General features: G+C 38.8%; 30 protein-coding genes and 1 riboswitch. Of the genes, 27 read left to right on the forward strand and 3 right to left on the reverse strand.

What is annotated here, in order from left to right; translation table 11 throughout:
- The first annotated feature begins 127 nt into the window (after window positions 1-127).
- The 13 genes from LQ188_RS02175 (at window position 128) to LQ188_RS02235 (ending at window position 10,859) form a co-directional block, all read left to right on the forward strand.
- Window positions 128-874 (forward strand): SDR family oxidoreductase, encoded by a 747-nt coding sequence (locus LQ188_RS02175; protein ID WP_230175902.1) that lies wholly within the window; start codon window positions 128-130, stop codon window positions 872-874.
- Window positions 875-1,048: 174 nt separating this feature from the next.
- Window positions 1,049-1,636: a TetR/AcrR family transcriptional regulator gene (locus tag LQ188_RS02180; RefSeq protein WP_101225392.1), complete on the forward strand. Its 588-nt coding sequence runs from the start codon at window positions 1,049-1,051 to the stop codon at window positions 1,634-1,636.
- A gap of 190 nt (window positions 1,637-1,826) precedes the next feature.
- Entirely contained in the window at window positions 1,827-2,360 is a 534-nt protein-coding gene (gene ssuE, locus LQ188_RS02185) for an NADPH-dependent FMN reductase (protein ID WP_230175903.1), read from the forward strand.
- A 281-nt stretch (window positions 2,361-2,641) separates the two neighbouring features.
- Window positions 2,642-2,750: riboswitch (SAM riboswitch) on the forward strand.
- Window positions 2,751-2,920: 170 nt separating this feature from the next.
- On the forward strand, window positions 2,921-3,064 hold the full coding sequence (locus LQ188_RS02190; RefSeq protein ID WP_072273036.1) for a YezD family protein: 144 nt from the start codon (window positions 2,921-2,923) through the stop codon (window positions 3,062-3,064).
- 168 nt (window positions 3,065-3,232) lie between these two features.
- Window positions 3,233-3,949, forward strand: a complete 717-nt coding sequence (locus LQ188_RS02195) for a phosphoadenylyl-sulfate reductase (RefSeq protein ID WP_101225390.1) — start codon at window positions 3,233-3,235, stop codon at window positions 3,947-3,949.
- A 29-nt stretch (window positions 3,950-3,978) separates the two neighbouring features.
- Entirely contained in the window at window positions 3,979-5,127 is a 1,149-nt protein-coding gene (gene sat, locus LQ188_RS02200; protein WP_101225389.1) for a sulfate adenylyltransferase, read from the forward strand.
- A gap of 42 nt (window positions 5,128-5,169) precedes the next feature.
- Window positions 5,170-5,769: an adenylyl-sulfate kinase gene (gene cysC, locus LQ188_RS02205; RefSeq protein WP_230175904.1), complete on the forward strand. Its 600-nt coding sequence runs from the start codon at window positions 5,170-5,172 to the stop codon at window positions 5,767-5,769.
- 16 nt (window positions 5,770-5,785) lie between these two features.
- The gene (locus LQ188_RS02210; RefSeq protein WP_230175905.1) at window positions 5,786-7,411 is read left to right on the forward strand and encodes a nitrite/sulfite reductase; all 1,626 of its coding nucleotides are present in this window, start codon (window positions 5,786-5,788) and stop codon (window positions 7,409-7,411) included.
- 20 nt (window positions 7,412-7,431) lie between these two features.
- Window positions 7,432-7,647, forward strand: a complete 216-nt coding sequence (locus tag LQ188_RS02215) for a DUF3906 family protein (RefSeq protein ID WP_101225386.1) — start codon at window positions 7,432-7,434, stop codon at window positions 7,645-7,647.
- Between the two features lie 19 nt (window positions 7,648-7,666).
- A complete protein-coding gene (gene cobA / locus LQ188_RS02220; protein WP_101225385.1) occupies window positions 7,667-8,443 on the forward strand; it encodes a uroporphyrinogen-III C-methyltransferase in 777 nt (258 codons plus the stop codon).
- The gene (locus LQ188_RS02225; RefSeq protein WP_101225384.1) at window positions 8,443-9,204 is read left to right on the forward strand and encodes a sirohydrochlorin chelatase; all 762 of its coding nucleotides are present in this window, start codon (window positions 8,443-8,445) and stop codon (window positions 9,202-9,204) included. Before cobA ends, LQ188_RS02225 begins: the two co-directional genes overlap by 1 nt.
- Window positions 9,185-9,799 carry an NAD(P)-binding protein gene (locus LQ188_RS02230; protein WP_101225383.1) on the forward strand — a complete coding sequence of 205 codons (615 nt, stop codon included), beginning with the start codon at window positions 9,185-9,187 and terminating at the stop codon, window positions 9,797-9,799. The genes LQ188_RS02225 and LQ188_RS02230 overlap by 20 nt, the downstream gene beginning before the upstream one ends.
- 160 nt (window positions 9,800-9,959) lie before the next feature.
- Entirely contained in the window at window positions 9,960-10,859 is a 900-nt protein-coding gene (locus LQ188_RS02235) for a sulfite exporter TauE/SafE family protein (protein ID WP_230175906.1), read from the forward strand.
- A gap of 286 nt (window positions 10,860-11,145) precedes the next feature.
- Here LQ188_RS02235 and LQ188_RS02240 read toward each other — a convergent pair whose 3' ends face one another.
- Window positions 11,146-12,291, reverse strand: coding sequence for a glycosyltransferase (locus LQ188_RS02240; RefSeq protein ID WP_101225381.1), 1,146 nt, complete (start codon window positions 12,289-12,291; stop codon window positions 11,146-11,148).
- Window positions 12,288-12,575 carry a hypothetical protein gene (locus LQ188_RS02245; protein WP_157831144.1) on the reverse strand — a complete coding sequence of 96 codons (288 nt, stop codon included), beginning with the start codon at window positions 12,573-12,575 and terminating at the stop codon, window positions 12,288-12,290. Before LQ188_RS02245 ends, LQ188_RS02240 begins: the two co-directional genes overlap by 4 nt.
- Before the next feature lie 449 nt (window positions 12,576-13,024).
- On the opposite strand from LQ188_RS02245, the gene LQ188_RS02250 reads away from it, so the two are divergent.
- From LQ188_RS02250 to LQ188_RS02310, 14 genes are all read left to right on the forward strand, one after another.
- The gene (locus LQ188_RS02250; protein ID WP_101225379.1) at window positions 13,025-13,369 is read left to right on the forward strand and encodes a DUF2642 domain-containing protein; all 345 of its coding nucleotides are present in this window, start codon (window positions 13,025-13,027) and stop codon (window positions 13,367-13,369) included.
- Between the two features lie 13 nt (window positions 13,370-13,382).
- On the forward strand, window positions 13,383-13,598 hold the full coding sequence (locus LQ188_RS02255) for a hypothetical protein (protein ID WP_101225378.1): 216 nt from the start codon (window positions 13,383-13,385) through the stop codon (window positions 13,596-13,598).
- A 244-nt stretch (window positions 13,599-13,842) separates the two neighbouring features.
- Window positions 13,843-14,361: a mismatch-specific DNA-glycosylase gene (locus LQ188_RS02260; protein WP_230175907.1), complete on the forward strand. Its 519-nt coding sequence runs from the start codon at window positions 13,843-13,845 to the stop codon at window positions 14,359-14,361.
- Window positions 14,362-14,501: 140 nt separating this feature from the next.
- Window positions 14,502-14,648: an AzlC family ABC transporter permease gene (locus tag LQ188_RS26925; RefSeq protein WP_363320533.1), complete on the forward strand. Its 147-nt coding sequence runs from the start codon at window positions 14,502-14,504 to the stop codon at window positions 14,646-14,648.
- Window positions 14,649-15,014: 366 nt separating this feature from the next.
- Window positions 15,015-15,359, forward strand: a complete 345-nt coding sequence (locus LQ188_RS02265; protein WP_230175908.1) for a hypothetical protein — start codon at window positions 15,015-15,017, stop codon at window positions 15,357-15,359.
- Window positions 15,360-15,644: 285 nt separating this feature from the next.
- Window positions 15,645-16,658 (forward strand): glycoside hydrolase family 15 protein, encoded by a 1,014-nt coding sequence (locus LQ188_RS02270; RefSeq protein ID WP_101225374.1) that lies wholly within the window; start codon window positions 15,645-15,647, stop codon window positions 16,656-16,658.
- A gap of 257 nt (window positions 16,659-16,915) precedes the next feature.
- Window positions 16,916-18,844, forward strand: a complete 1,929-nt coding sequence (gene glgB, locus LQ188_RS02275) for a 1,4-alpha-glucan branching protein GlgB (protein ID WP_230176009.1) — start codon at window positions 16,916-16,918, stop codon at window positions 18,842-18,844.
- Window positions 18,844-20,010, forward strand: coding sequence for a glucose-1-phosphate adenylyltransferase (locus LQ188_RS02280; RefSeq protein ID WP_101225372.1), 1,167 nt, complete (start codon window positions 18,844-18,846; stop codon window positions 20,008-20,010). Before glgB ends, LQ188_RS02280 begins: the two co-directional genes overlap by 1 nt.
- 17 nt (window positions 20,011-20,027) lie before the next feature.
- Complete coding sequence (gene glgD / locus LQ188_RS02285) at window positions 20,028-21,134, forward strand: glucose-1-phosphate adenylyltransferase subunit GlgD (RefSeq protein WP_230175909.1); 1,107 nt, start codon at window positions 20,028-20,030, stop codon at window positions 21,132-21,134.
- 16 nt (window positions 21,135-21,150) lie between these two features.
- The gene (gene glgA, locus LQ188_RS02290; RefSeq protein WP_101225370.1) at window positions 21,151-22,587 is read left to right on the forward strand and encodes a glycogen synthase GlgA; all 1,437 of its coding nucleotides are present in this window, start codon (window positions 21,151-21,153) and stop codon (window positions 22,585-22,587) included.
- A gap of 127 nt (window positions 22,588-22,714) precedes the next feature.
- Window positions 22,715-24,220 carry a cardiolipin synthase gene (gene cls, locus LQ188_RS02295; RefSeq protein WP_230175910.1) on the forward strand — a complete coding sequence of 502 codons (1,506 nt, stop codon included), beginning with the start codon at window positions 22,715-22,717 and terminating at the stop codon, window positions 24,218-24,220.
- A 75-nt stretch (window positions 24,221-24,295) separates the two neighbouring features.
- The gene (locus tag LQ188_RS02300) at window positions 24,296-25,051 is read left to right on the forward strand and encodes an exodeoxyribonuclease III (protein WP_230176010.1); all 756 of its coding nucleotides are present in this window, start codon (window positions 24,296-24,298) and stop codon (window positions 25,049-25,051) included.
- Window positions 25,052-25,114: 63 nt separating this feature from the next.
- The gene (locus LQ188_RS02305; RefSeq protein ID WP_230175911.1) at window positions 25,115-25,519 is read left to right on the forward strand and encodes a cytosolic protein; all 405 of its coding nucleotides are present in this window, start codon (window positions 25,115-25,117) and stop codon (window positions 25,517-25,519) included.
- 15 nt (window positions 25,520-25,534) lie between these two features.
- Window positions 25,535-25,813 (forward strand): HNH endonuclease, encoded by a 279-nt coding sequence (locus LQ188_RS02310; protein ID WP_101225366.1) that lies wholly within the window; start codon window positions 25,535-25,537, stop codon window positions 25,811-25,813.
- A 42-nt stretch (window positions 25,814-25,855) separates the two neighbouring features.
- On the opposite strand, the gene LQ188_RS02315 is transcribed toward LQ188_RS02310, so the two are convergent.
- Window positions 25,856-26,377: a DUF2179 domain-containing protein gene (locus LQ188_RS02315; RefSeq protein ID WP_101225365.1), complete on the reverse strand. Its 522-nt coding sequence runs from the start codon at window positions 26,375-26,377 to the stop codon at window positions 25,856-25,858.
- Between the last annotated feature and the right edge of the window lie 135 nt (window positions 26,378-26,512).

The raw sequence follows: 26,512 nt of genomic DNA on the forward strand, positions 1-26,512 counted from the left end.
AGCTTTACTTTTGAAAGCTCAAAACCCTATATAAATACATATTGCTTGAATTAAATATTCTTTACTTTTATAATTAAAAAAAGTAAGTAAACACTCACTAAATTTTGGTGTTGAAAGGGGAATATATATGACAGCAAGAGTTGCAGTTATTACAGGAGGAGCAAGCGGTATTGGCCGAGCCACATGTTTGAAATTCGCAGCAAAAGGGGACAAGGTCGTTGTTGCGGATTTTAATGAAGAAATGGGACAGGAAACCGTTGAACAGATAACAGCGGATGGCGGAGAGGCCATTTTTGTAAAAACGGATGTTTCTAAGCAGGAGGATGTTGAATCCTTAATCAAAAAAGCAGCGGAAAGATTCGGAAGGATCGATATCATGTTTAATAATGCCGGCATCGGTGCAGGCGGTATGATCCTCAATCAAGATATGGAGGGTTACTTCAAAACGATTGGAGTGAATCAGCACGGAGTTGCCTTTGGAATCATGGCAGCAGGGCGGAAAATGAAGGAGCTAGGTAACAAGGGGGTCATTATTAATACCGCTTCTGTGTTTGGCTACTTAGCTTCCCACGGAACCTTTGCCTATCAGGCGACTAAAGGAGCTGTAAGAATGATGACACAGACCGCCGCTTTGGAATTGGGTGCTTATGGCATACGGGTAGTGGGCATTGCGCCAGGCGGGGTTGACACTCCTATCATTCAAGGCTATAAAGATATGGGAATCATCGATAAATTGAATGCAAGTCAAATGCGCGGTAAATTAATTAAGCCAGAAGCCGTTGCAAATGCCGTCTATCTATTATCGTTAGAGGAAGCGGATGCGATCAATGGAAGTGTAGTCATGGTCGATGATGGCTATGCATCCTTTAAGTGATTTTCTGTAAAAGAAAACTTCGTCCCAATTTAGACGATGTTTTCTATTTATGATATATGGGAATATTGAATTCTAATGAATCAAAGGTAATATTGACCGATTGATACCATCGGGATATCATGTTAAATAGATTGGTGACACCGGTCTTATCATCATAAAAGAAGGTTGATATTTTTGAAAAAAGGGCAGCAAACGAAAGAACGAATCATAAATGTAGCCCGGACTCTTTTTGCCACTAAAGGTTTTGACATGACAAGAACGAATGAAATTGCCTCTGCATGCAATGTTTCCGAAGCTACTATTTACAAATACTTTGACAGCAAAAAAGATTTGCTATTAGCTACAATTACCCCTGATGAGAAAGAGGAAACTGAAGATGGGACTAGCCATCTATCCACGGATGATTTAGTGGAGAATCATGTTTGCACCATGATAAATAAAATTCTTGATAATAAAGAACAATTTTCGATACTATTCAGGGAAACACAATTCGATCAAGATATTTCGAAGCAATATGTAGATCAGATTTTCAAGCCGAATGCCAGGCATATTGAAATACAGAAGAGAATAGATAGTGGTGAGATACAATATATCTCTGATATTATCCTATTTAATGTAGGGATCATTTCTTTCACATTGGCATTATCTACACATTATGAGATCCACCAGCAGAAAAAGGAGCCATATTTTACTTCTGAACGAATTAAGAGCATTGCTCAACTTTTGGTATATGGTATTCATGGCAAACAAAAACATACATAATGAAACGGTCATATTTAAGGGCATGAGCATCAAGCCGTAAATATGACCGTTTCTTTTTTCATTCAGAGTAGATGTCCAGAGTGTAAGATTTGACTTATATTTTTCAGACTATTACGATAAATGCATACTGTACGAAATGCTTTACGAAGATTTTATCTGGCAATCATGTAATATTGGAGGGGTATATTAAATGAGCGATATCGTAATTTTATCAGGAAGTCCGGCTATTCCGTCCAGAACGGACATTTCACTAAAACATATTCAATCATTAGTCGAAAACGAAGGATTTACTACAGCTTATTTCTCAATCACGGATTTCTCAGCAGATGATTTATTCCAAGGCAAATATAATAGCGAAGATATCTTAAAGCTTTCAGAGAAAATTCAAGCAGCTAGAGGTGTCATTATTGGTTCACCGGTTTATAAGGCTTCTTATACAGGTGTATTGAAGGCCTTGATTGATTTGCTGCCAGAAGGTGCTTTTAAGGGTAAGCCAGTACTGCCAATCATGATTGGCGGAAGTAACAGGCATCTATTGGCGATTGACTATGCACTTAAACCATTAATTTCAATATTAAAAGGCGAGCCGCTGCAGGGCATTTATTTTGTTGATAAGGAAATAGATAAACAGAATTCAGAAAAACCGATAAATGATTTGCATTTAATTGATCGGGTCCAGAGTCAAGTTCAAGAATTTGTAGAAGCGATACAGTTAAGAAATTAATGAATTCGAGTAATCCCTTCGTTTAAAAGGACTGGAATTCGAGAAATTATTTTTTCAGATGATGACTGGCGCCAATTATAGGCTTGTTAATGAAAATAGACTCATTTTTTTGGAGGCTTTATCTAAAAAGACGAGTCTATTTTCATATTTACATGAACATAAAATCATAATCGGAATAGTGTGTATAAAAATAACAGTTCATCCATAATATTAAACCAAGTTATTTTATAAGAAAACTCCATTGACAAGGATTAAATATATGTTAATATTTAAAATAATAAAACTTATCCAGAGCGACGGAGGGAATTGGCCCTTTGAAGTCCAGCAACCTGCATGGTCGATGCAAGGTGCTACCTCCAACAAAATGTTGATCATTTTGGAAGATAAGGTAAAGATATTTACCTTGGGATCTTTCCATCATGGAAAGATTTTTGTTTTTTGGAAAGTTGTAGGCAAACCATAACAATGTAAGGTTGTTTGGAATTATATAAATCTAAGAAATTCATTTGATCAGCGGTGAAAATAAGAAATTCGCGGATTTTCTTAAAGGAGGAACAGGCTTGGATAAAGAGAATCAGCTTGAAGAAATATTTGAACGACTTCAAGAAATGCTTAATTCTATGAAATATGGGTCCATTACACTTATTGTCCAGGATGGTAAAATCATTCAAATGGAAAGAAATGAAAAATTAAGAATTAAATAAGGTATCTGCTGACTAGAAAAACTAGAGGCGGGTTTAACTGATATAAAGAGAGTATTGGTTAGATTCGTCTCTTTTTCCTAGAGTCAAACAAACTGGAGAAGATTACAACGGGTATTGATCAACAGTTACTCTAACCTGATACAGCAAGTTTTAGAGGGGGCTACAAAGTTGGCTGCATTAATAAACTATGAAAATTTCAACACTGGGGATTTCCCTGTATTTCCCGAAGACAGTGAGACAAAAGGTGCTTTGGAAGTTCTGCAATGGGCGAATGACCATTATGGAAACGAACTGATTTATGCTTGCAGTTTTGGCATTGAAGGCATCGTGCTTACGGATTTATTGGCGAAGGTCAATCCTTCTGCCAAAATAGTTTTCCTTGATACAGATGTTCATTTTGAGGAAACTTATCAATTGATCGAGCAAGTGAAAAAGCGATATCCAAAGCTTTCGATAGAAATGAAGAAACCTGCCTTGACGCTTGAGGAACAAGCAGCGGAATATGGGGATGAATTATGGGTTAGAGATTCAAATAAGTGCTGTAACATCCGTAAAATCATTCCGCTTACCGATGTGCTTTCAACGGCAACAGCATGGCTTTCGGGACTGCGGAGGGAGCAATCCGAGACAAGGGCTTCGACCGAGTATATCAATAAGGATAATAAGTTCAAGTCAGTTAAAATATGTCCACTTATACATTGGACATGGAAAGATGTTTGGCGCTATGCCCATAAAAACGGACTTCCATATAATATCCTGCATGATAATGGATATCCGAGCATTGGATGTAAAACATGTACAGCACCAGCCTTCAATGCAGATGATTTACGCTCTGGCCGTTGGCAAGGAGCTCAAAAAACGGAATGCGGATTGCATTTATCTTAAATAAATAGAAACCATAGGGGGAAATTAGCATGACAATCAGTTTACCGCACGGAGGAACACTAATCGATCTTTGGGAACCAAATTATGATATTAGTAAAATAACAAAGTCAATCGAAATCGATGAAATTGCTTTAAGTGATCTTGAATTGATAGGCACTGGTGCCTACAGTCCAATTAAAGGATTCTTTACAAAAAGTGACTATGAGACAGTGGTCAAGGATATGAGGCTTAGCAGCGGTCATGTATGGAGCATCCCGATTACGCTGCCTTTGACCGAAGAAACTGCCGAAACCCTTACTATAGGTGAAGAAGTAACGTTGACTCATGAAGGTGAAACATACGGGGTTCTCTCCGTTTCCGATATATACACACCAGATAAGCAATTGGAAGCGACATTAGTTTATCAAACGGATGATGAGAAGCATCCAGGAGTGAAAAATTTATATAACCGCGGTGATGTATATGCCGGCGGGGAAATAAAGTTGATCAAGAGAATAGAGCGTCCGCAGTTTCAAGCTAATTATTTGGACCCGGTCGAGACAAGAAAAGCTTTTGCTGAAAAGGGCTGGGAAACGGTTGTCGGCTTCCAAACGAGGAACCCTGTTCACCGTGCACATGAATACATTCAAAAGACAGCATTGGAGATTGTCGACGGCTTATTCTTAAATCCTCTCGTAGGTGCCACTAAGTCAGATGACATTCCGGCAGATGTAAGAATGGAAAGCTATAAAGTGCTGCTTGAAAAATATTATCCTAAGGATCGCGTCTCCCTTGCAGTTTTCCCTGCTGCCATGCGTTATGCAGGACCTAGAGAAGCCATTTTCCATGCCATGGTCCGTAAAAATTATGGTTGCACCCATTTTATCGTCGGACGTGATCATGCGGGTGTGGGCGATTATTATGGCACATATGATGCTCAAAAAATCTTTGGGAATTTCAACGCAGATGAGTTAGGGATCACGCTATTATTCTTTGAACATAGTTTTTATTGTAAAGAATGTGGCAATATGGCTTCCGCTAAAACTTGTCCTCATGGCAAGGAAGACCATGTCATCCTGTCTGGAACGAAAGTAAGGGAAATGCTGCGTAACGGAGAAATTCCTCCAGCTACCTTTAGCCGTAAAGAAGTCATCGAGGTATTGATCGAAGGTCTAAAAAAGAATGAAGTTTATAACTGATCGGACATAAATTGAAGGACCACATGAAGAGGGGGATTATTAATGAGTAAAAGTACGAATGTCACTTGGCATGAAACGTCATTGACCAAGGAGCTCCGCCGGAAGCAAAACGGCCATGAAAGCACAGTTCTTTGGTTCACTGGTCTCTCGGGCTCCGGAAAATCAACGATTGCGAACGCGGTCGCTAAAGAGTTATATAATCGGAATATTCGAAGTTATGTTTTGGATGGTGATAATATCCGCCACGGATTAAATAAAGATTTAGGTTTTTCTGAAGAAGATCGAACCGAGAATATTAGACGAATCGGTGAGGTTTCCAAGTTATTCGTGGATAGTGGGCAGTTCGTATTGACCGCCTTCATATCACCTTTCAGGGCAGATCGGCAGATTGTACGTGATTTACTCGATGAAGGGGAGTTTATTGAAGTATACATAAAGTGTCCGATCGAAGAGTGCGAAGTGCGTGATCCAAAAGGTCTTTATGACAAGGCGCGTAAAGGAATCATTAAAGATTTTACCGGAATCGACTCTCCATACGAAGAACCTGAACAACCGGAAATCACTTTAGAATCCGACCAATACAGCATTGAAGAGTGCGTTGAACAGGTAATCGGCTATTTGACAGCAAAGAAAGCGATCTAATCAAGGAGGAAATGCAATGGTTTACGAGAAATTTTGGTCGGAAAATCCACTAATCGCTAAAAATAAAACGGAAATCTGGAAATTGGAAAAAGATGGATTGAAGATATTCGATGATATTCCACATTACGCTGTAAATGGTTTTGATTCCATCCCTAAAGAGAATTGGGATATGTTCAAGTGGGCAGGTCTATACCTGCAACGGCCAAAAGAAGCAGGTTACTGGATGATGCGTGTCGTTATTCCCGGAGGTATCCTGACCTATGATCAACAGATAACTCTTGCTAACATCGCTAAAGATTATGGGAGGGGTGTATATGACATTACAACCCGTCAAGCCGTTCAATTCCACTGGCTGACCATCGAACAAGTCCCGGATATATTAAACCGTTTGGAAAAAGTCGGAATGACTACGGCCGGTGCATGTGGTGATATCACACGTAATATCATCGGTAATGCATTGGCAGGCATCGATCCTGACGAACTTTTTGATACACGCGAGGTACTTTATGATGTATTTGAGTATTTCCGTCTTAACGAAGACTATTCAAACCTTCCGAGGAAATATAAAATGTCCATAAGTGCTAATATCCATAATGCTTCAAATGCTGAAATCAACTGTGTTTCATTCAATCCGGCTACTAAAGTAATTGATGGAGTAACGGAAGTTGGTTTTCACGTAAAAGTAGGCGGTGGACTATCCTCCGTTCCGATGCTGGCAGAAGAACTTGACTTATTCATTTTACCTGAAAAAACAGTCGAAGTAGCGGCCGCCATCACGACGATATTCCGTGACTTTGGGTACCGTGAAAAACGTCATCGCTCGCGTTTGAAATTCCTTGTAGCTGATTGGGGTCCTGAACAATTCAAGGAAAAATTGCTGGAGTACACCGGTCCGCTTCCTGAAAAGGGTGAAAGTGCGGTGAAGGAATGGAATGCAGGTTATTTCTACGGCATCCATAAACAAAAACAAGATGGTCTGAACTATGTTGGAGTCAATATACCAGTTGGTCGACTAAATCCAGACGAAGTGATTGAGTTTGCCGAACTTGCGAAGAAATATGGAAATGGTGAAATCCGCAACTGTAATTCTCAAAATCTTATCATTCCAAATGTGCCGGATGCAAAACTTGAGGAATTAAAACAGGAATCCATCTTTGAAAGGTTTCCATACCACCCAAAAAAATTCATTGGTTATTCCGTTTCTTGTACAGGCATCGAGTATTGCAACCTGGCACTCGTTGAAACAAAAGAACGAATGAGGACCATTTCTGAATCATTGGACAAGGAAATAGATCTCGATGTTCCTGTAAGGATGCATATGGTGGGCTGTCCGAATAATTGTGGTCAAAGGGCCATCGCCGAAATTGGACTGCAAGGCATAAAAATGAAAAACCAGGACAAAAAGATGGTCGAAGCTTTTGAGATATACGTCGGGGGAACGCTGAATGAAGGCGGTAAGTTCAATGAAAAACTTAAAGGGAAAGTGGAAGCTGAACAGCTCTATCATGTTCTGAAAGAACTGATCCTATTTTTCAAACAAACAAAACTTCTATCCGAAACCTTTCTTGATTTTGTGGAAAGGGTAGGGATATCCCAGTTACAAAGTAAGCTAGATGATATATTAACGGAAGTGGCCGTTTAATAGGGGAAGGTAAGCAATCCATGAATCTATACCGTTTCGAAGTCACTATCAAGGAAAAACCAATCCATGTCATCATTGTTGCCGATTCGGATGAAAAGGCGTTTGACCTTGTTGATATCGAGCTGGAAAAACATTTTTTGAAAATGCCTGAAGTGGATGACATCTCATTATATGAAAAAAGGAAAATTAAAAATGGAGCAGGTTTCGTTTTATCGGAATTCGAAACGATTCTCTAAGGGAAGGCAGGATGCATAAATGGGGAAAGTATATCTAGTAGGAGCCGGTCCCGGAGATCCAGATTTAATTACATTAAAAGGATTAAAATGCATTCAAGAAGCTGATGTCATTTTATATGATCGACTTGTCAATAAAGAACTTTTGAATCATGCAAAAGATGGTGTAGAGCTGATTAATTGTGGTAAACTGCCGGATTATCATTTATTGCAGCAGGATACCATCAATCGGTTCCTGGTCAAATATGCAAAAAAGGGAAAAGTGGTCACCCGTTTGAAAGGCGGAGATCCATTCGTCTTTGGGAGAGGCGGGGAGGAAGCGGAAGCCCTTGCCAAAAGTGGCGTGAGCTTTGAAATCGTTCCAGGAATTACGGCTGGAATCGCCGCTACAGCTTATGCGGGAATCCCAGTTACACACAGGGACCACGCTTCATCTTTTGCAATTGTTACCGGCCATCGGAAAAAGGATGAAGAGGATAATATCAAATGGGAATCCCTTGCAAAAGGAATCGATACATTAGCCATTTACATGGGTGTTAAAAACCTGCCCTATATTCAAGGGAAACTTTTGGAGCATGGAAAAAATCCAGAAACTCCGGTAGCCCTTATCCATTGGGGGACATTAAAAACGCAAAGAACAGCTGTCAGTACGTTGGCTAATGTAGTGGAAACCGCCAATAACGAACAGATTTCCAATCCTTGCATGATAGTCGTGGGCGATGTCGTTAATTTACGGGAAAAAATCAAATGGTTTGAAGGAAAACAAACCGAAAATATGTTGGCGAATGAGGCCTTTTAATGGAAGCCATATTATATATTTGCCATGGAAGCCGCGTTAAAGAAGCTTCAGCCCAAGCCATTGATTTTATTAAAGTTTGTATGCAAGCACAGCCAAATTCCATTCAGGAGTATTGCTTCCTGGAATTGGAAACTCCTACGATAGAAGAGGCCTACGACCGATGCGTACAAAAAGGTGCGACGAGAATCATTGCCATTCCAGTTCTATTGCTAACGGCTGTACATGCAAAACATGATATTCCAGTCATATTGAACAAAATGAAAGAACGGTACCCTGCCGTTGAATTGAAATATGGAAGACCGATTGGTGTCAGTGATAAAATGGTTGACATTTTAGTGGAACGGTTGGAGGAAACAAATGTAAGGGTTACGGAGGATTCCTTGGTTTTATTGGTTGGAAGGGGCAGCAGTGATCCCGATGTGAAAAGGGATTTGTCTCGATTGGCCGATTTGCTAAGGAACAGGTTTCCTAAAATCCGAGTGCAAGAATGTTATTTGACAGCTGCCACTCCAAGCTTTGGAGAAGCATTGGAATTAGCAGGGGAATCTCGATCAAACCAAGTATTTATCATTCCTTACTTATTGTTTACCGGTCTCTTAATGCAGTCGATTGAAAATAGTATAAAAAAGCTCCAAAAAAAGGGGAAGCAAAAAATCATACTTTGCCGATATCTAGGTTATCATCCAAAGATCGAACAAGCAATATCGGAACGAATTCAAGAAGTGAGTGGGGAGGGAGCCTATGTATCCAATTACGCTTAATATTGAGAACAGAAAGTGTGTCATCATCGGCGGTGGTAAAATAGGTTACTTTAAAGCGGGCCCCTTATTGGAAGCTGGTGCCGAAGTGACCGTCGTAAGCCCCGAGATATGCCCGGATTTTCAACTGTTGGAGAAAGAAGGTAAGATTCGAGTCTTACTTAAAGAAGTGGAAGAGACTGACTATAAAGATGCGTTTTTAATCATTGTTGCAACGAATTCTACGGAAGTTAATGAACGAGTGTACGAGAATGCATCACAAAGTCAGCTGGTGAACGTAATCAGCAATCATGAGCTGGGTAACTTTCATATACCGGCCACATTGAATAGAGGCATGCTTTCCATTAGTGTTTCTACCAATGGAGCAAGTCCAACTCTCGCAAAAAAAATTCGGAATGACCTAGGTAAAGTATATGATGAATCTTATGAAGATTATCTTGAATTCCTTTTCGAAGCAAGGATGATCATTAAAAGTGGTTCCTTTTCAAAAGAAGAAAAATCTAAGTTATTGAAAGATTCAATAGAGGATATTTATAAATATTCCCTAAAAGAAAGATATCGTTTCTTAGCTAGGCTTATGCCAGTAGAAGCTGAATAAAAAAATCATGGGCTGATCAGAAAAACTGAAGGCACCTAACCAACATGTTATTTCATTTTGGTTAGGTGCCTCTTTGTGTCTTAAAGATCAAAATGATCTATACAGGCAAACGGTGGTCGATGTTATCTAGGTTCTATTTTAGTTGAAAAAGGGGAATGTCATGAAAAAGTTAATCGTTTTAGCCTTTATCGGGTTTTTAGCCCAATTAATCGATGGTTCGCTTGGAATGGGGTATGGAGTGAGTTCCACTTCCTTATTGTTGACATTCGGGATTGCCCCTGCAGTAGCATCAGCATCCGTACATTTATCGGAAGTAGTGACCACAGCAGTTTCCGGAGCTTCACATATAAAGTTTGGGAACGTGGATAAAAATATGGTCTATCGCTTGATCATTCCAGGTTCTGTTGGTGCATTTGTAGGTGCATGTTTCCTGAGCAACCTGCCAGCCGAATTAGCTAAACCGTATATTGCCATATTTTTATTTGGCCTTGGTGTATACGTTTTATTCCGCTTTTTATTTATTTTTAAACCGTCAAAGGACAATGAAACCGTAAGGCCATTGACCGCAAAACAATCCATTCCGTTAGGCCTTTTTGCAGGCTTTTGTGATGCAACAGGCGGAGGCGGTTGGGGACCTATTGCAACGCCTGTTTTATTGTCAAAAAAAGGAATGACAGCGAGAAAAGCCGTAGGGACTGTAGATACGAGTGAATTTGCCATTGCTTTCTTCGGAAGTCTTGGTTTTATCATTTCGCTTGGATGGGAAGCAGTCAATTGGCTTTGGGTCGTAGCGTTGATAATTGGCGGGGTGGTTGCTGCACCAATTGCAGCCTGGTTAGTCCGGATGCTTCCTGCTCAATTAATGGGTGTTTTAGTCGGTGGTTTCATTATCTTGATTAATGTACGAACATTATTAGCTACATGGATTCCGATTGAAGCACACATATATATTTATACAAGCATCGTGATTATATGGCTTTCTGGAATACTTCTTACCATCAATAAGATGTCCAATGCGAGAAAACATGATCATATCGAACAACGGCAGAATGTTTCCTGAACCCCGAGTTTGATAGAATCAAATTTGCGATACGTAACATAAAAACTCGTAGGTACATAAATACCTACGAGTTAAACCATTTGACAAATGGGAGCGCCTTTAAATTTTAATAAGGTTCTAAACTCTATTTAATAGATTCATTCATTTTCTAGAATCATTTATTGGCTGTTATTAATCGAGAGATCTATGCCTCTAATATCTATGTAGTTTATTCCCCTAATAAAGAATCAATAGAACCCTTATAATAAAGATGGCCATCGTGAGAGATTGAATAGCAGCAGAACCATTAATTTATGGCCTGCTGCTGTTCAAATGATTGAATTGTACTTTCATATAATTCAATTAGCGGTAATATATTTTTTTTACTATCGAATTGTTTCAATACCAATTTCCTTAAATCCCTGCCTGTTTGAACCCCGGCGTTTGATTGATGAAGGTTGCGTAAGTCCCGATAAAGAATGGCTTGGCTGCAAGTCTGTTTTGCAGCGTGATCCCCAAAGTAGCATTCCCAGGCTTGTTGAAAGTTTTTCTTATTCACTTCCCCAAAATACCCTAGATTTCCACATGAAATAACGGGTCTTTCACATGCCATAGCCTCCAAAGCAACCCTGCCCGTACCTACAACATAGTCTGCAAGTGCATAATAGTCTCTCACATTCTTTTGTTCCCCAGTGAAATGAATGAACTCTTCTTTATATAAAGATTGGATGCTCGCAGCCACATTCTTAATGTCCTTGAGCTGGCTGCCGTTACCGATGATGATTACATGAAGGTTGGGGATATCCTTTAATTTTAAATCCCTGCAAGCTTTGATTAAAAGCATGCAGATTTTTGCTTTATGCCGAGTTATCCTGCTGCAGTAAAGAATTACTTTTGCATTCAAGGGAATATTCATTTTTTTTCTTAATTCCAAAGAAGGGGAAGGGGAAAAATCGGCTGTATCAATTCCATTTGCAATGACTGAAATATTCTTAGGGAAAAATGGCTGAATATGTTCTTTTACCGGTTCACTAACTGCAACCGCAGCATCTGTAAACTGTAACACACTTTTTATATCCGATTTCTGGAAGTATGTCCCATGCAGGGTGAAGACGAAGGGAATATTGTAGAGCTTAGCTGCCTTTGCAGAGAGGTAGCCGGATATAATTTGGTGCCCGTGCACTAGTGTAATCTGTTCTTTTCGTAACAATTCTACCAAGCTATTCAATAATGGAGATTCCTCATTCGAGTTAATCGTCAATGTTTTAGGGAAATTCATTTGGTGAACTTTACATCCCGTTTCTCGTAACCGGCTAATCATACTGCCTTTTCCAGTAACAACTGCTGTATATATTCCTTTAGACTGTAATTCCTTCACAAGACTCAATACATGCGTTTCCGTTCCGCTTACATCCATTGTATCTAACACCATCAGGACTCTTATTGATTTCATGATGCCTTACCTCTTTGGGAAAATTCATCAGATCCAGTAACTGTATGATGATGAATTTTATTTGAATTTAATGGTGAAAGTAACAATTTAATGTGGGAACCTGGCTCATTTATTGATGCACAACAATTAGTATCGTCCGCTTCAGAAAAACCTTTATTAATAGGAAGTGAACAATTGAAAAAAGGGGATTTTGCTTGTTCCATACGTTCTGCTTTTAATGCAGACTTTTTGTGACATGAAGGGATTACAATGCCTATGTAATCCTTTTTTTGTTTGTTCGTCATAGTTATCACCTCAACCGTATCATATTCATTCATTAGAGAAATGGACATGATTTCGTAAAACCTTCAAAAAAAAGTAAAGTAATTTAAAAAAAGGTTGATTAGTCCAAGCCGAAAACATCAGTCATCAATATACTACTTTTGAAGCGATATAGAAGCAGCAGCAAATTGTCAAGATCCTCAAAGGAATCAAATGTATCTGGTGGATCAATGAATTCAGGGGAAATCGAATCAAGGCAAAAATATTAGCAAGGTCGAAAATTCATTTTCGGTTTGAACCATACCAGGATTCACATTATCGATCGACAACGAGTTCAGTGCTGCATGAAAGATAAGAAGGGGGGACCGTTTCAAAAAGGAGAAGGTAAAGAAATGAGAGCATGGGGATGAAGGAAAAAAGAAGAGAACCATGACGAAGGTAATAAAATAGACAATATAAAGGTGGTAAAATAATGAGCACTGAGAAGCAAAGTGAGAAGCAAAGTGAGAATCAAAGTGAGAAGCAAAGTGAGAAGCCATGTAAAAAGAATAGTTACGACTATCTCTACTATAAATGGCTTGTTGAAAATGGTAAACCAAGACCAGGAACACCTGACACTTCAGGAGATCCATTCATTGATTTAAGAGGTGCTTTAGCAGCATTACTAGGAAGAACGGTAACGGTTTCAACTGATTTTGCCCCGGTAACGGGAATATTGAGTTCAATTCAAACTAATTATATCGTAATTACTGAAGCTGCGGGAACTGTAGTATTTGTTCCGTTCAATTCCATCAATTCTTTTAGAGAGCCTATATAAGGAGGAGAATGCATTGTTAGCTAGTATTTTTTATGTACAATTAAAACATTACATTGGGAACACGGTCGAAGTGGCAACGAGCAGTGATTTATTCGAGGGAGTGTTATTTGAAGTAACAGATGATATTTGTCAATTAACAGAAACCTCTCCAGGTTATGAAGGCAATCTTGATATCATAACCATTCCACTAAGTGAAATAAGCTTTGTTCGCGTTAGTCACGCACAATAAGATATATGAAGAAGCAGCCATCTATAAGGTGGCTGTTTCTTTTTGAACGTGAAAAATGCTTGTAATTTAAAAGCGGAATCATTTGTCATCAATATTAGAGTTATTAATTTGAAACAATCATCCCACATTCTACAAGAAACGTGTTTGAATTTTGGATATATGTTGTGAAAATGGCGGAAAAGGTAGTTAATTATTTTTCAGTTTTGTACAATGATTAAATATGAATTTGAAAAGGAGTTTTAAAATGAAAGGCATCTCTGATCATTTAAGGGAAAATTTGGATGTTTTGTTCGTAGGTTTCAATCCAAGCATCCGTTCAGGCGAGACTGGCCATCATTATGCGAATCCAAACAACCGCTTTTGGAAAATCCTCTTCGAGTCCGGGCTGACACCAAGGAAATATGCTCCAACCGAAGACTCGTCATTACTGGATTTAGGTTATGGTTTTACCAATATCGTTTCCAGGCCTACAAAAGGAGCGGAAGATATCACTAAAGAAGAGTACATAATAGGAAGGCAGCAATTAAAAAGGAAAATTGAAAAGTATGAACCTAGACTTGTCTGTTTTGTAGGCAAGGGTGTTTATCAGGAATACCGTCAATTACGAAAAATCTCTTGGGGGCTGCAAGAAGAACCTTCATCGAATCAATCCATGGAATTCGTTGCCCCTTCTTCCAGCGGCTTAGTTAGGATGCCTATAGATGAGATCATCGAAATATATAGTGAGTTGCCAATTCTGCTTGGCAAGCTGAAAAGCAATTAAAGGCACTTATTAATATAAGGGTGGATTGGAAAAACGATGACTTTTCCGATGATGGGGTAGGCTTTTGGCAAGGAGTAAAGGATTGTATACCTAAGTATCGGTTTTGCTGAAGGGGTCGCGAAAGAAAGTCATGATTAAGTATGATTGAAGTGGCACTAATGTCGCTTTTACTCTATGCAGGGTCTGGACAATTCATGGCGGCATGGATTATGGCCGCAAGTCATCCGATCTCGGCCATGATTTTTACGTATATTTTTGTTAACAGTCGTCATCTATTGCTGCATTAGCTCCTTAATTCAGGCAGCAAGGTTTGAAACAAAAACTGATAACTGGAGCCTTACTAACGGATGAAACATTTGGAGTTGGCGGCCACAACGGCACAGAAGAGGAAACGGTTTGATTTTAGTATGCTTGGTACAATCTTGAAGCCTATATAAATTGGTTACTAGCAAAAGCGGTTTCTGCCCTGACAGCCATGTTTACCGGCCTTCTTAGTTTTGAATATTGAGTAAAAAAGACTTTTTTATAGATCTTGCAGTCGTTTTTTGGCAGCATATTAATCGTTGTTGCATTAGGGTTTCTTCTTTCCTGGCAGTACTGGCGTCATAGTTGCAACGGTTATAGCTTCAGCGATAGGGGATGGTGATTGACAGATGGAAATAAGCAGGTATATCCTTGGGGCTTCATTTGTGACTTTCATACTTAGAATCGTTCATTTGATGCTAAGATTAGTAATATGCAGATTCCAAGGGCATAGATTGGCTAAAGCATGTACGGTGGCCGTAATGGAGGCGTCATTGGTTCAAGAACTTCTATTATCGGAACAGGTTTTTTTAATTAAGGGTAATGCTTTAAAATTGGCCTCAGCTTTTACCAGCTTTCCTGGTTGCCATGTTTACGAGAAGTCTATGGAGTACGGTAATGATTGGCATGCTTTCAATGATGATACGATTATTCTTTTAATAACTACTAAACATTTGAATGATTGGCCGATATAACCAGTAATGGATTGCCATTACTGGTTTTTTATTTTCCAAAGAACATATTTCATAACGGCAACTTCATTACGGGTAGGCAAATGACGCTTTTTTATTGAACATTGGAAGCTTGATTATCAAAAACGGCAGTGATTACATAAACTGTGGTGAATGAACTTCTGAAAAAGTCGTTATGGCTAGCTGAATTGAAAGCGCTTTTAATTGAAAAATGAAACAACCAACGTTTAGAAAATGGGAGTCTGTCAACAATGGGAATAAGCAAATAACTATGGAGGTGTTCAATTAATGAATGTAAATGGTGCCCTAGAGGTTCTTGATCGCATGCGGCTTCCTAATGGCGCATATACTGCAAGTGTTTCCGATGATTATAATTATGTCTGGATAAGGGATGTCGTTTATACAGTAATACCTTTTATAAATGATCCGTCCAATCGTTACGAGAAAGCATATCATGCTTTATTCGACTTATTTCAATCCTATGAGTGGAAGATAGATATTCATACGGAACAGAAACCCCAATTTCTATTTGAACATATCCATGCACGATATTCCACTGAGCTTAAAGAACTGCCAGATGAGTGGGGCCATGCCCAAAATGATGCGATAGGTGCCTTTTTATGGGGTGTCGGTGAAGGATATAGGCATGGGAAAAAGGTGATAAGAAATCAACGTGATTTAAAGATCGTTCAAAAGTTGGTCAGTTACTTGGAATGCCTGCAATATTGGCAAGCGGAAGATAACGGGATGTGGGAAGAGAATATCGAAATCCATGCTTCAAGCATAGGGGCATGTGTTGCCGGTTTGAATTCAGTCAAAATGCTGGTCAACGTCAAGGAAGGACTCATTAAAAAGGGAGAAGAAGCTCTTCGTTTCCTGCTTCCAAGGGAAAGTTATTCAAAAGAGACGGATTTAGCCCTTTTATCCTTAATTTATCCTTATCGTCTGGTAGACCGTGAAATAGCACTTAAAATATTGAAGAATGTCACAGGGCGCCTAGAAAGAACAAAAGGTTGCATTAGATATGAGAATGACCTTTATTACAATGACGGTCAAGAAGCGGAATGGTGTTTCGGGCTTCCGTGGCTGGGATTATGCTACCTTGAACTTGGCATGATGAACAAAGTTAAGGAATATATAGATAAAACGAAAATGATCATTCCAGAAAATTGGGAAGTTCCTGAGTTATATATAGGAGGCAGTAATATACCAAACAGGAATACTCCTCTGGCATGGTCAGTCTCATTATCCTATTTATTCTTGACGAAGACTCACAGTATTCGAACTGAACAAATAACATGAAGCATTCATACTTGATACCTTAAAGCTCTTCCTAAAAAATGGGAAGGGTTTTATTGGTATAATAATATTTTTACAATAAATGACTATTTTTCACAAAAAAATGTTTTATTTATTAAAAAAACGGGCATTTATTACAATAACTTCACCTCCATTTGAAGGATTAATACCATTTTTACCGAATATATATAATAACTGGGGAAGGATGGGTAAAATACTATCGAGTTAATACTGATGGAGGGGTTTTATTGAGTACAATTATGGACCAGCTGCAAGAGAATTATCCAAGCGATTTCGATTTATATTTGTTTCATGAAGGCACCCTTTATGAAAGCTATAAGATGCTTGGGGCACACATTATGACATCATTAGGTAATGAAGGAGTACGCTTTGCCGTTTGGGCCCCCCATGCGAAGCAAGTTTCAGTAGTCGGTAATTTTAATAATTGGGACGGAAAAGATCATGCGATGAAACGGATCGAGCGTTCAGGTATCTGGGTGTTGTTCGTACCAGGACTACAAGAAGGGGAACTCTATAAATATGAAATACATACACCTGGAAATAAACGTATCCTAAAAGCCGATCCATATGCCTTTTATTCGGAAGTCAGACCAAATACAGCCTCTGTCATTAAAAAGCTGGATAATTTTGAATGGCAAGATTCGAAGTGGATAGCCGATAGGAAAAAGGAAAACATTTATCATAAACCCATGTCCATTTATGAAGTGCACCCAGGAACATGGAAACAGAAAGAAGATGGCGAATTTTATACGTACCGTGAATTGGCTGATAGATTAGTTGATTATGTGATTGATAATAGTTTTACACATATTGAAATCATGGCCATAATGGAACACCCATTTGATAAATCGTGGGGATATCAGGTCACGGGCTATTATTCCGTAACCAGTCGGTACGGTTCACCTGAAGATTTTAAATATTTAATTAACCTTTGCCATCAAAAGGGCATAGGTGTAATCCTTGACTGGGTTCCCGCCCATTTTTGTAAAGATGCGCATGGACTTTCCCGTTTCGATGGTACGCCTCTCTATGAACCAATTGAACATACTAGAGCAGATCGCCCGTTATGGGGGACGTACAATTTTGACTTTACCAAACCGGAAGTAATCAGTTTCCTTATTTCAAATGTTATGTTTTGGATGGATGTATACCATATAGATGGGATCCGTGTCGATGCGGTATCATCCATGGTTTATCTTAATCATGATAATCCGTTGCCGGTCAAGCTGAAAAACCAGTTTGGCGGTGAGGAAAACCTTGAAGCTATACAATTTTTGCAAAAACTTAACGAAGTGGTTTTCAAAAAATATCCCAATGCATTAATGATGGCTGAAGAAGCAACAGACCGGCCGCTCATAACTTCTCCTACCGATATAGGCGGACTGGGCTTTAATTACAAATGGAATATGGGATGGACTAACGATATCCTTCGTTATATGAAACTTGAAACACATGAAAGGCCATATCATCATAACCTATTAACATTTTCATTTTTCTATGCTTTTTCAGAAAATTTCGTCTTGCCCTTTTCACATGATGAAGTGGTTCATGGCAAGAAGTCGTTATTGAATAAGATGCCAGGTGACTACTGGCAGAAATTCGCAAATTTACGGTTACTCTTTGGGTATTTCATGACGCATCCTGGAAAGAAGCTTCTATTTATGGGCAGTGAATTTGGCCAATTCATAGAATGGAAAGATGAGGAACAATTGGATTGGCTGCTTTTGGAATATGAATCACACGAAAAGCTGGCCCATTACTTCCGAACTCTCCAGGATTTTTATCGGCAAACTTCCTCACTTTGGAGATTGGATCATGTCCCGGAGGGTTTTGAATGGATAGATCCGAACAATAGTAATCAGAGTGTCATTACCTTTATGAGAAAAGGTAAACGGAAAGGCGATTATTGCATCGTTGTCTGTAATTTTTCTGCGCAGGCTCATGCTCAATATCTAATAGGTGTACCATCCCAAGGCAAATATATAGAGGTTTTCAGCAGTGATTCAGCCGATTTCGGAGGATCGGGTCAAATCAATGAAGAACCCATTAATGTCAAAAAGGAACCATACCATAATCAACCATACAGCATGGAAATAACTGTACCTCCATTAGGCATTTCTATTTTTATGAAGCAAACAAAAAAAAGACGGGGGAGAGTGAACGAATAATGGGAGCAAAAAAATGGATAGCAATGTTATTGGCAGGAGGCCAGGGTTCAAGGTTAGGTGAATTGACAATCGGTTTGGCAAAACCAGCTGTTCCCTTTGGCGGTAAATATAGAATCATCGATTTTCCATTAAGTAACTGCACTCATTCTGGTATTGATACGGTTGGGGTACTAACCCAATACCAGCCATTGATTCTAAATGATTATGTTGGTAATGGGAAAGTTTGGGACCTTGATCTTGATGTTGGCGGAGTTTCCGTACTTCCTCCTTATCAAGGGAAAGAAGGCGGTGAATGGTATAAAGGGACGGCAAATGCTGTTTATCAAAATATCCAATACATTGATAACTATGATCCGGAACATGTATTGATTCTTTCTGGTGACCATATTTACAAGATGGATTACAGTAAGATGCTGGATTATCACATCGAAAAAAATGCCGAGGCGACCATAGCTGTCATTCAAGTGCCGTGGCAGGAAGCAAGTCGTTTCGGAATCATGAATACCAATGATGATGATAAAGTCACTCAATTCGATGAAAAACCAAAGTATCCAAAGAGTAATCTTGCTTCCATGGGAGTTTACCTTTTCAATTGGAAAACCTTAAGACGGTATTTAATAAATGATGAAAAAGATGAAAATTCTTCCAATGATTTCGGCAGCAACATCATTCCAAAGATGCTTGAAGACCGAAAAAAGCTATATGCCTATCGTTTTAATGATTATTGGAAAGATGTTGGAACGGTCGAAAGCCTTTGGCAGGCCCATATGGACTTATTGGAGGATAAGCCGAATTTCCAGTTGGATGATCAGCAATGGAAAATTTTTGCCCGCAATGCAAATCACCCGCCGCAATATATATCACCGGATGCTAAGGTCAGTCAGTCGCTTATCAATGAAGGGTGCATGATTCATGGGAACATTGAACATTCGGTTTTATCCTATAATGTACAGGTGGGCTATGGGTCAACCATAAAAGATTCTGTCATCATGCCTAATGTTACGATTGGTGAAAATGTTCATATAGAAAGAAGCATCATAGCCAGCAATTGTGTTATCGAAGATGGTGCCGTAGTTGGCAATTCAGCGGTTACATCAGATATTACCTTAATTGGTGAAAATCAGACCATTATCAATCCAAACAAAAAAAAGATTACTCTTAACTAGAAAAAGGGGAAGATGCTATGGAAAATGTGTTGGGTATTATTAACTTAATCAATGAAAGACAACATTTAAAAGATCTGACTGCTCACCGTAATGTAGCATCCGTGCCATTTGGTGGACGCTACCGTTTGATTGACTTTACGATGTCGAACCTCATTAATGCAGATGTATCAAAAGTAGCCGTTTTTCCAAAAGAAAAGTATCTTTCAGTTATGGATCATCTGGGCTCAGGGAAAGAATGGAACTTGGATCGGCGTTCAGGAGGCTTATATATCTTGCCCCCTATCCATCCGGATGAAACGGTAACAGGCGATATGAAGCAATTTTATGATCATCTCAGCTTTTTCGAACGTGCAGATGCAGATACTGTCATCATTTCCCCTGGCAGCCATGTATGCAAATTGGATTTTAATGAAGTGCTTGATTATCACAAAAAACATAAAGCGGATATCACGGTCGTATATAAGGATTATGAAGGGGAATTGATTGAAAAACCAATCTATCACACCTGCTCGGTAGATTCGGATGAAGACATTACTGACATTAGCTTTTATACCATCCCTAGACCAGGTGACCATGTTTGTCTGGAAACCTTCATCATAAGTAAAACGCTATTGGTGAATTTGATCAAAAGCTGTGTTGCGAGTGGGGAATATGACTTTTTGAAAGACGCCGTGAAAGCCAATCTTCATCGTTTTACCGTCAAAGGCTACAATTTTACTGGAGATATGCCATTCATCCATTCCATTGAAAGCTTTCATTCCAGTAATATGAATTTCCTGAACCCTTCGGTAATCCGTTCTTTCTTCGGGGATACTTGGGATGTTTATACAAAAATCAAACATGAGGCACCGACCAAATATTCAAGTTCTTCGAAGGTTACCAATTCATTGATAGCCAACGGTTGTGATATTGAAGGGACTGTGGAAAACAGTATACTCTTCCGTGGGGTAAAGGTGAAAAAGGGAGCGATTATAAGAAATAGCATCATCATGCAAAAAGGCGTGATTGAAGAAGGAGCTATCGTTGAAAATATCATAACTGATAAAGAAGTGAGAATTACTAGTGAAAAATCAGTTATTGGTTCAAAACAACCTACTGTAATAAAAAAAGCGAAAGTAATTTAATAGAGGAGGTGCGGCAATGAATGTTGTATTTGCTGCTTCAGAATGCGCCCCTTTTATAAAAACGGGAGGGCTCGGAGACGTTATAGGCGCGCTCCCGAAAGCGCTGAAAAAACAGGGAGTCCATGTAAGTGTCATCCTTCCTAAATACGGGGATCTTCCTTACCGATTCAAACAGGAATTGGAACATATGACGAGTATTGAAGTTCCAGTTGGTTGGCGCCAGCAATTTTGTGGCATCGAAAAACTTGTTGCTAACGGAATTACATATTATTTTCTGGATAATGAATATTATTTCAAAAGACATGGTAGTTATGGTTTCTTTGATGATGGCGAAAGGTTCGCCTTCTTTTCCCGTGCAGTTTTAGAGGCTTTACCTTATTTAGAAGTAAAACCGGATGTCATACACTGTCATGATTGGCAAACGGGCCTTGTCAGCGTTTTGCTGAAAGCCCATTATCATAACCATCCATTCTATCAGGATATTAAAACGATATTTACCATACATAATTTACGCTATCAAGGAGTTTATCCTAAAGCTGTTTTAGCGGAATTACTCGATTTGAGTGAGTTATATTTTAATATCGATGGTCTTGAATTCCATGGGAATGTCAGTTATTTGAAAGCCGGCCTTGCATTCTCTAACATAGTCACAACTGTAAGCCCAAGTTATGCGGAAGAAATTCAGAGTCCTTTTTTTGGGGAAAATCTTGATGGGTTTTTACGCAAAAGAAATGGTGACCTTAAAGGGATCATAAACGGAATCGATTATGAGGAATATAATCCTGCGGCAGATGAACATCTTGCAGTTCCGTTCGATTCCTATGACGATAAAATGGAGAATAAACGTCAGCTACAGGAAACACTGGATCTTCCTGTCAATGATGGGGTCCCGGTTCTATCCATGGTGACCAGGCTTGTTGATCAAAAAGGAATAGATCTTATTCTCCATGTTTTTCATGAAATAATGAATCAAGGAGTTCAATTCATCCTTTTAGGTACGGGTGAAGAGCAATATGAATCGGCATTTCGCCATTTAGCTGACCAATATCCAAATCAGGTATCAGTCAATACATATTTTGATGAGGGGTTAGCAAGACAGATATATGCAGGTTCTGATATATTCCTGATGCCGTCCCAATTCGAACCATGTGGCATCGGCCAGCTATTGGCACTCCGTTATGGTACCCTGCCTTTAGTGAGGGAAACTGGCGGACTTCGTGATACGGTCATCCCATATAATCAATTTACTGGTGAAGGCAATGGCTTCAGTTTTACGAATTATAATGCACACGATATGCTTCATACAATTGAGCAATCTGTTGGCTTGTACAAATTCCAGCCGAAAAGATGGAGGAAAATGGCCGAAAGTGCAATGAAGTTAGACTTCAGTTGGACATCATCTTCCAGAAAGTATATTGAGCTATATGAAAGTTTGATTCCTGTCATGAAGTGATAATTGGATAGGTAATACACAAAAAACACTTACGAATATTGTTTTCGTAAGTGTTTTGTTTCTTTTACCATCAAATATGGGTATATGTTTAGATATATAAAATATTGCTGTGTAGGAGAATGAAACGATGAAAAGAAGAAGAATGGAATTTGTATTTTTATTTATTTTGATTGCTGCAGTTTATATGATCCTGTTCACTCATGTTAGCTTCGACGTGAAGCTATATTTTATTGGATTGTATATTTTTGTGATGTTTATTACCATGTTTTCACTCATGCTGGAAAATAGATTTGCACACGAGACCCTTTTATGGATGTATGTACTTTTGTTTTTCCCGGTATTTGGATATGTGTTTTATCTATTTTCAGGTCAGCTCTATTTAAAAGGGTATTTATTTCGAAGTAAAAGGAAAAAAGATCGCGAAGAATGGAAGAGTCTTGTTACACATGTATCATCGCCAAATCTATCGTTCTTGAATAATCATCAGCAATCATTCGCAGCTTTTGCCAAAAATGCATCTGAGACCACCATTAGTACATCATCGCAAACGGAAGTGTTGAAAAATGGTAACGAAACGTTCACCGAAATCATTAAACAGTTAAAAAAAGCTGAAAAGTTCATTCATATAGAATATTATATTTTTCGTTCCGACAGGCTTGGTACTGAAATTATAGATATCCTTATTGAAAAAGCAAAAAATGGTGTTGAAGTTTTATTCATTTTTGATGCTGCCGGTAGTTTAAGCCTTTCAAATAATGAAGTTAAACGGATGAAAAATGCAGGGATAAAGGCTTATCCCTTTTCACCATTGAAACATGGTTTTTTTAATCAAAAGTTTAATTTTAGGAATCACCGGAAAATAATCATCATAGATGGGGAAGTTGGCTTTGTTGGAGGCTTAAACGTAGGAGAGGAATACTTAGGCCGAAATAAAACGATCGGATTTTGGAGAGATACACATATGGTCCTTAAAGGTGAAGCGGTATATATGCTTCATACTGTTTTCCTTTTGGATTGGGAATATGTCAGTGGGGAAGATGTATTAGAAGAGCGTCCAGAATTCAACAATACAGTGGAACAAGGGGATGGAGCTGTCCAGGTGGTGGCAAGCGGACCTGATACACAACAGGGAATCATGAGTGATTTTTACTATTCACTTATTACTAGCGCCACAAAATCAATCTGGATTGCAAGTCCATACTTCGTACCAAATCAAGCGATTAAAGCAGCAATTAAACATGCTGCAATTAAGGGGATACAAGTTAGGCTTATGGTTCCGGCAGTAAATGATGGGTTTTTAACCCAATACGGCAGTCGCTCCTATTTCGGGGAGCTGCTTCAATTCGGTGTAGAGGTATACACTTATAAAAAAGGATTTCTACATCAAAAACTTATTATCGTAGATGGTGATATGGCTTCCATAGGCACGGCAAACATGGATATGAGGAGTTTTCATCTGAATTTTGAAGTGAATGTCTTTCTAATGGGCAGCCGTTCCATTGAAGATCTCATCACTCACTACAAAGAGGATATGATGGATAGTGACAAACTAGATCCTATTAGGTATAACAATCGGGGGTTGCTGGAACGTTCAAAAGAATCATTTGCCAGATTGTTTTCGAATGTACTCTAATGGGAAAAATAGCAGATAAATAGTATAGTTGAAATGTAAAGAAATTAATTGGCCATAAGGAGAATTTAAGTGAATATGAAATTGGTTTCCTGGAATGTGAATGGAATTAGAGCTTGTGTTAAAAAAGGATTTTTAGATTACTTTAAAGATGTGGATGCAGATATTTTTTGCCTGCAAGAAACTAAGCTTCAAGAAGGACAGATTACACTTGAGTTGGAAGGGTACCATCAATATTGGAATTATGCACTGAAAAAAGGGTATTCAGGTACAGCCATTTTCACGAAGGAAAAACCGCTTTCCGTGAAATATGGTGTAGGGGAGCTGGACGAGGAGCCGGAAGGCAGGATCATAACACTTGAATTCGAAAATTTCTATATGGTGAACGTCTATACCCCAAATGCTAAAAGGGATTTATCAAGGCTTGATTACCGTCTCGAATGGGAAAATGGGATGATAGATTATCTTAGTGAACTGGACTTGGTGAAGCCGGTTATCTTTTGTGGGGACCTCAATGTTGCTCATCGGGAAATCGACTTAAAAAACCCAAAATCCAATATTGGAAATTCCGGTTTCACTACTGAAGAGCGTGGAAAGATGACTGAATTACTTGATGCAGGGTTTATCGATACATTTCGCCATTTTTATCCAGGCCAGGAAGGGGCCTACTCTTGGTGGTCATATATGGCAAAAGTTAGGGAGCGGAATATAGGGTGGAGAATCGATTATTTCATTGTTTCAAAACGTCTGGCGGATTCTTTAATAGATGCTAATATTCACTGCGATGTCATGGGCAGCGATCATTGCCCGGTCGTCTTGGAAACAAATCTATAAATGGAATAAATTCGGTTAAATGGGGATACTAATGGTTATCCATATTCAACAGGAGGTTTGATTATGAACACATTTATCGTGGGCTTTCATCAAGAAGATAATGTAGACAGCATGCAAGTGCAAAAATTGTCGGCGGCTGAGTTTGAAAAAGCAACATCACGCGGTTTTCGCAGACTATTTGAATTGGATACAAATATCGGATATTTTGTATTTTTTGATGCTGAAGATGATGAGGGTGATTTATCTCATCTAGTTTTACAGTATGAAGAAGATAATCAGGATCCAAGTGATTGTTACTCTTTTACTAAAAATGATTTTTATGAGTTCATGGCACTTTATTTACAAGGCATGGATGAAGTGGAAGTGGAAGATGAAGAAGATGATGCCAATGAAGAGTATGGACCAATCCATCATCTTGCCCATTTGATGTTTCATATTGTTGAAGAAGGAAAATCCGTTAAGCCTTAACGGCCGATCAATGAGATGAAAGGTACTTGTGAGCTTTGTGACAGGGGTGAGATAGAACTGACCATCCATCATTTAACACCTAGAGAATTAGGTGGCAGCCATTTACCCATTGCCTATCTCTGTAAATCTTGTCACAAACAGATTCACGCACTGTATTCAAACCGAGAGCTGGCCATCCGACTATATACCGTGCCTTTGTTAAAAGATGATGAAGCACTAAAAAAATACTTAAAGTGGATCAAAAAACAGCCGGTAACGAGGGCAGTGAGAATTAGAAAATCAAAAACGAAATAATGCAAAAGCCCATCATAACAAGATGGGCTTTTGCATTTCGGTTCAGCTAGCTTTATTTTTCAACCGGTCCAATAAAAAACCACCTTTAAAATAACGTGGTTCATATGAAATGATGAAAGCCTTAGGTTCAAACTTTTCAACGGTTGCTATCAATTCTTGTTCCCGATTGCGTTTTGTCAAGATTTCCATCCGATAACGGTTGCTATCCCTGCCCTCGCCCGTATAAAGAGTTACACCAAATCCGTTATTCCTCAATGTATCTACCAAAAGTTCATTTTTGGTTTGAGTATTAACGGTTACATTAATAAAACCGATGGCAAGTTTTTGCTCAATTTTCGTACCAAAAATTATTCCGATTCCAAAACCGACTGCATATACAACCATGGCGAGTATGCTTTGGTCACCGCCAAATACTAAGGATAATCCAAAAACGTATATTAACATTTCTGCGATACCCAGTATCGAGGCAAGTATGGTAATATTTTTTACTAAGAAAATGGTTCGCAACGTATAAATCGGAACATAAATAAGTTGTAATAGTAGAATCAGAAGTATTTCTTTCACTTGAGCACCTCACCAACATCTTCCAGTTTGATTAGACGTTTCACCTTGGGAATTGTTCATTCCATAAGTAACATCTTCCATAATCTAACCACATCATAATAGGGGAATTCAATGGGGAATATTATGTATTTTTTG

Source organism: Peribacillus sp. Bi134 (assembly GCF_918698065.1).
Classification (GTDB): Bacteria; Bacillota; Bacilli; order Bacillales; family DSM-1321; genus Peribacillus.

Excerpts from the sequence above, each read along its gene's own strand:
- sat (WP_101225389.1), top strand. The coding sequence starts at position 3,979 with ATGACAATCAGTTTACCGCACGGAGGAACACTAATCGATCTTTGGGAA.
- LQ188_RS02245 (WP_157831144.1), bottom strand. The coding sequence starts at position 12,575 with ATGACGAACAAACAAAAAAAGGATTACATAGGCATTGTAATCCCTTCA.
- LQ188_RS02270 (WP_101225374.1), top strand. The coding sequence starts at position 15,645 with ATGAATGTAAATGGTGCCCTAGAGGTTCTTGATCGCATGCGGCTTCCT.
- LQ188_RS02175 (WP_230175902.1), top strand. The coding sequence starts at position 128 with ATGACAGCAAGAGTTGCAGTTATTACAGGAGGAGCAAGCGGTATTGGC.
- glgA (WP_101225370.1), top strand. The coding sequence starts at position 21,151 with ATGAATGTTGTATTTGCTGCTTCAGAATGCGCCCCTTTTATAAAAACG.
- cls (WP_230175910.1), top strand. The coding sequence starts at position 22,715 with ATGAAAAGAAGAAGAATGGAATTTGTATTTTTATTTATTTTGATTGCT.
- LQ188_RS02260 (WP_230175907.1), top strand. The coding sequence starts at position 13,843 with ATGAAAGGCATCTCTGATCATTTAAGGGAAAATTTGGATGTTTTGTTC.
- LQ188_RS02210 (WP_230175905.1), top strand. The coding sequence starts at position 5,786 with ATGGTTTACGAGAAATTTTGGTCGGAAAATCCACTAATCGCTAAAAAT.
- LQ188_RS02305 (WP_230175911.1), top strand. The coding sequence starts at position 25,115 with ATGAACACATTTATCGTGGGCTTTCATCAAGAAGATAATGTAGACAGC.
- ssuE (WP_230175903.1), top strand. The coding sequence starts at position 1,827 with ATGAGCGATATCGTAATTTTATCAGGAAGTCCGGCTATTCCGTCCAGA.
- LQ188_RS02230 (WP_101225383.1), top strand. The coding sequence starts at position 9,185 with ATGTATCCAATTACGCTTAATATTGAGAACAGAAAGTGTGTCATCATC.
- LQ188_RS02235 (WP_230175906.1), top strand. The coding sequence starts at position 9,960 with ATGAAAAAGTTAATCGTTTTAGCCTTTATCGGGTTTTTAGCCCAATTA.
- LQ188_RS02280 (WP_101225372.1), top strand. The coding sequence starts at position 18,844 with ATGGGAGCAAAAAAATGGATAGCAATGTTATTGGCAGGAGGCCAGGGT.
- LQ188_RS02225 (WP_101225384.1), top strand. The coding sequence starts at position 8,443 with ATGGAAGCCATATTATATATTTGCCATGGAAGCCGCGTTAAAGAAGCT.
- LQ188_RS02265 (WP_230175908.1), top strand. The coding sequence starts at position 15,015 with ATGGAAATAAGCAGGTATATCCTTGGGGCTTCATTTGTGACTTTCATA.
- cysC (WP_230175904.1), top strand. The coding sequence starts at position 5,170 with ATGAGTAAAAGTACGAATGTCACTTGGCATGAAACGTCATTGACCAAG.
- LQ188_RS02300 (WP_230176010.1), top strand. The coding sequence starts at position 24,296 with ATGAAATTGGTTTCCTGGAATGTGAATGGAATTAGAGCTTGTGTTAAA.
- LQ188_RS02310 (WP_101225366.1), top strand. The coding sequence starts at position 25,535 with ATGAAAGGTACTTGTGAGCTTTGTGACAGGGGTGAGATAGAACTGACC.
- glgD (WP_230175909.1), top strand. The coding sequence starts at position 20,028 with ATGGAAAATGTGTTGGGTATTATTAACTTAATCAATGAAAGACAACAT.
- cobA (WP_101225385.1), top strand. The coding sequence starts at position 7,667 with ATGGGGAAAGTATATCTAGTAGGAGCCGGTCCCGGAGATCCAGATTTA.
- glgB (WP_230176009.1), top strand. The coding sequence starts at position 16,916 with ATGGACCAGCTGCAAGAGAATTATCCAAGCGATTTCGATTTATATTTG.
- LQ188_RS02240 (WP_101225381.1), bottom strand. The coding sequence starts at position 12,291 with ATGAAATCAATAAGAGTCCTGATGGTGTTAGATACAATGGATGTAAGC.
- LQ188_RS02215 (WP_101225386.1), top strand. The coding sequence starts at position 7,432 with ATGAATCTATACCGTTTCGAAGTCACTATCAAGGAAAAACCAATCCAT.
- LQ188_RS02250 (WP_101225379.1), top strand. The coding sequence starts at position 13,025 with ATGAGCACTGAGAAGCAAAGTGAGAAGCAAAGTGAGAATCAAAGTGAG.
- LQ188_RS26925 (WP_363320533.1), top strand. The coding sequence starts at position 14,502 with ATGATTGAAGTGGCACTAATGTCGCTTTTACTCTATGCAGGGTCTGGA.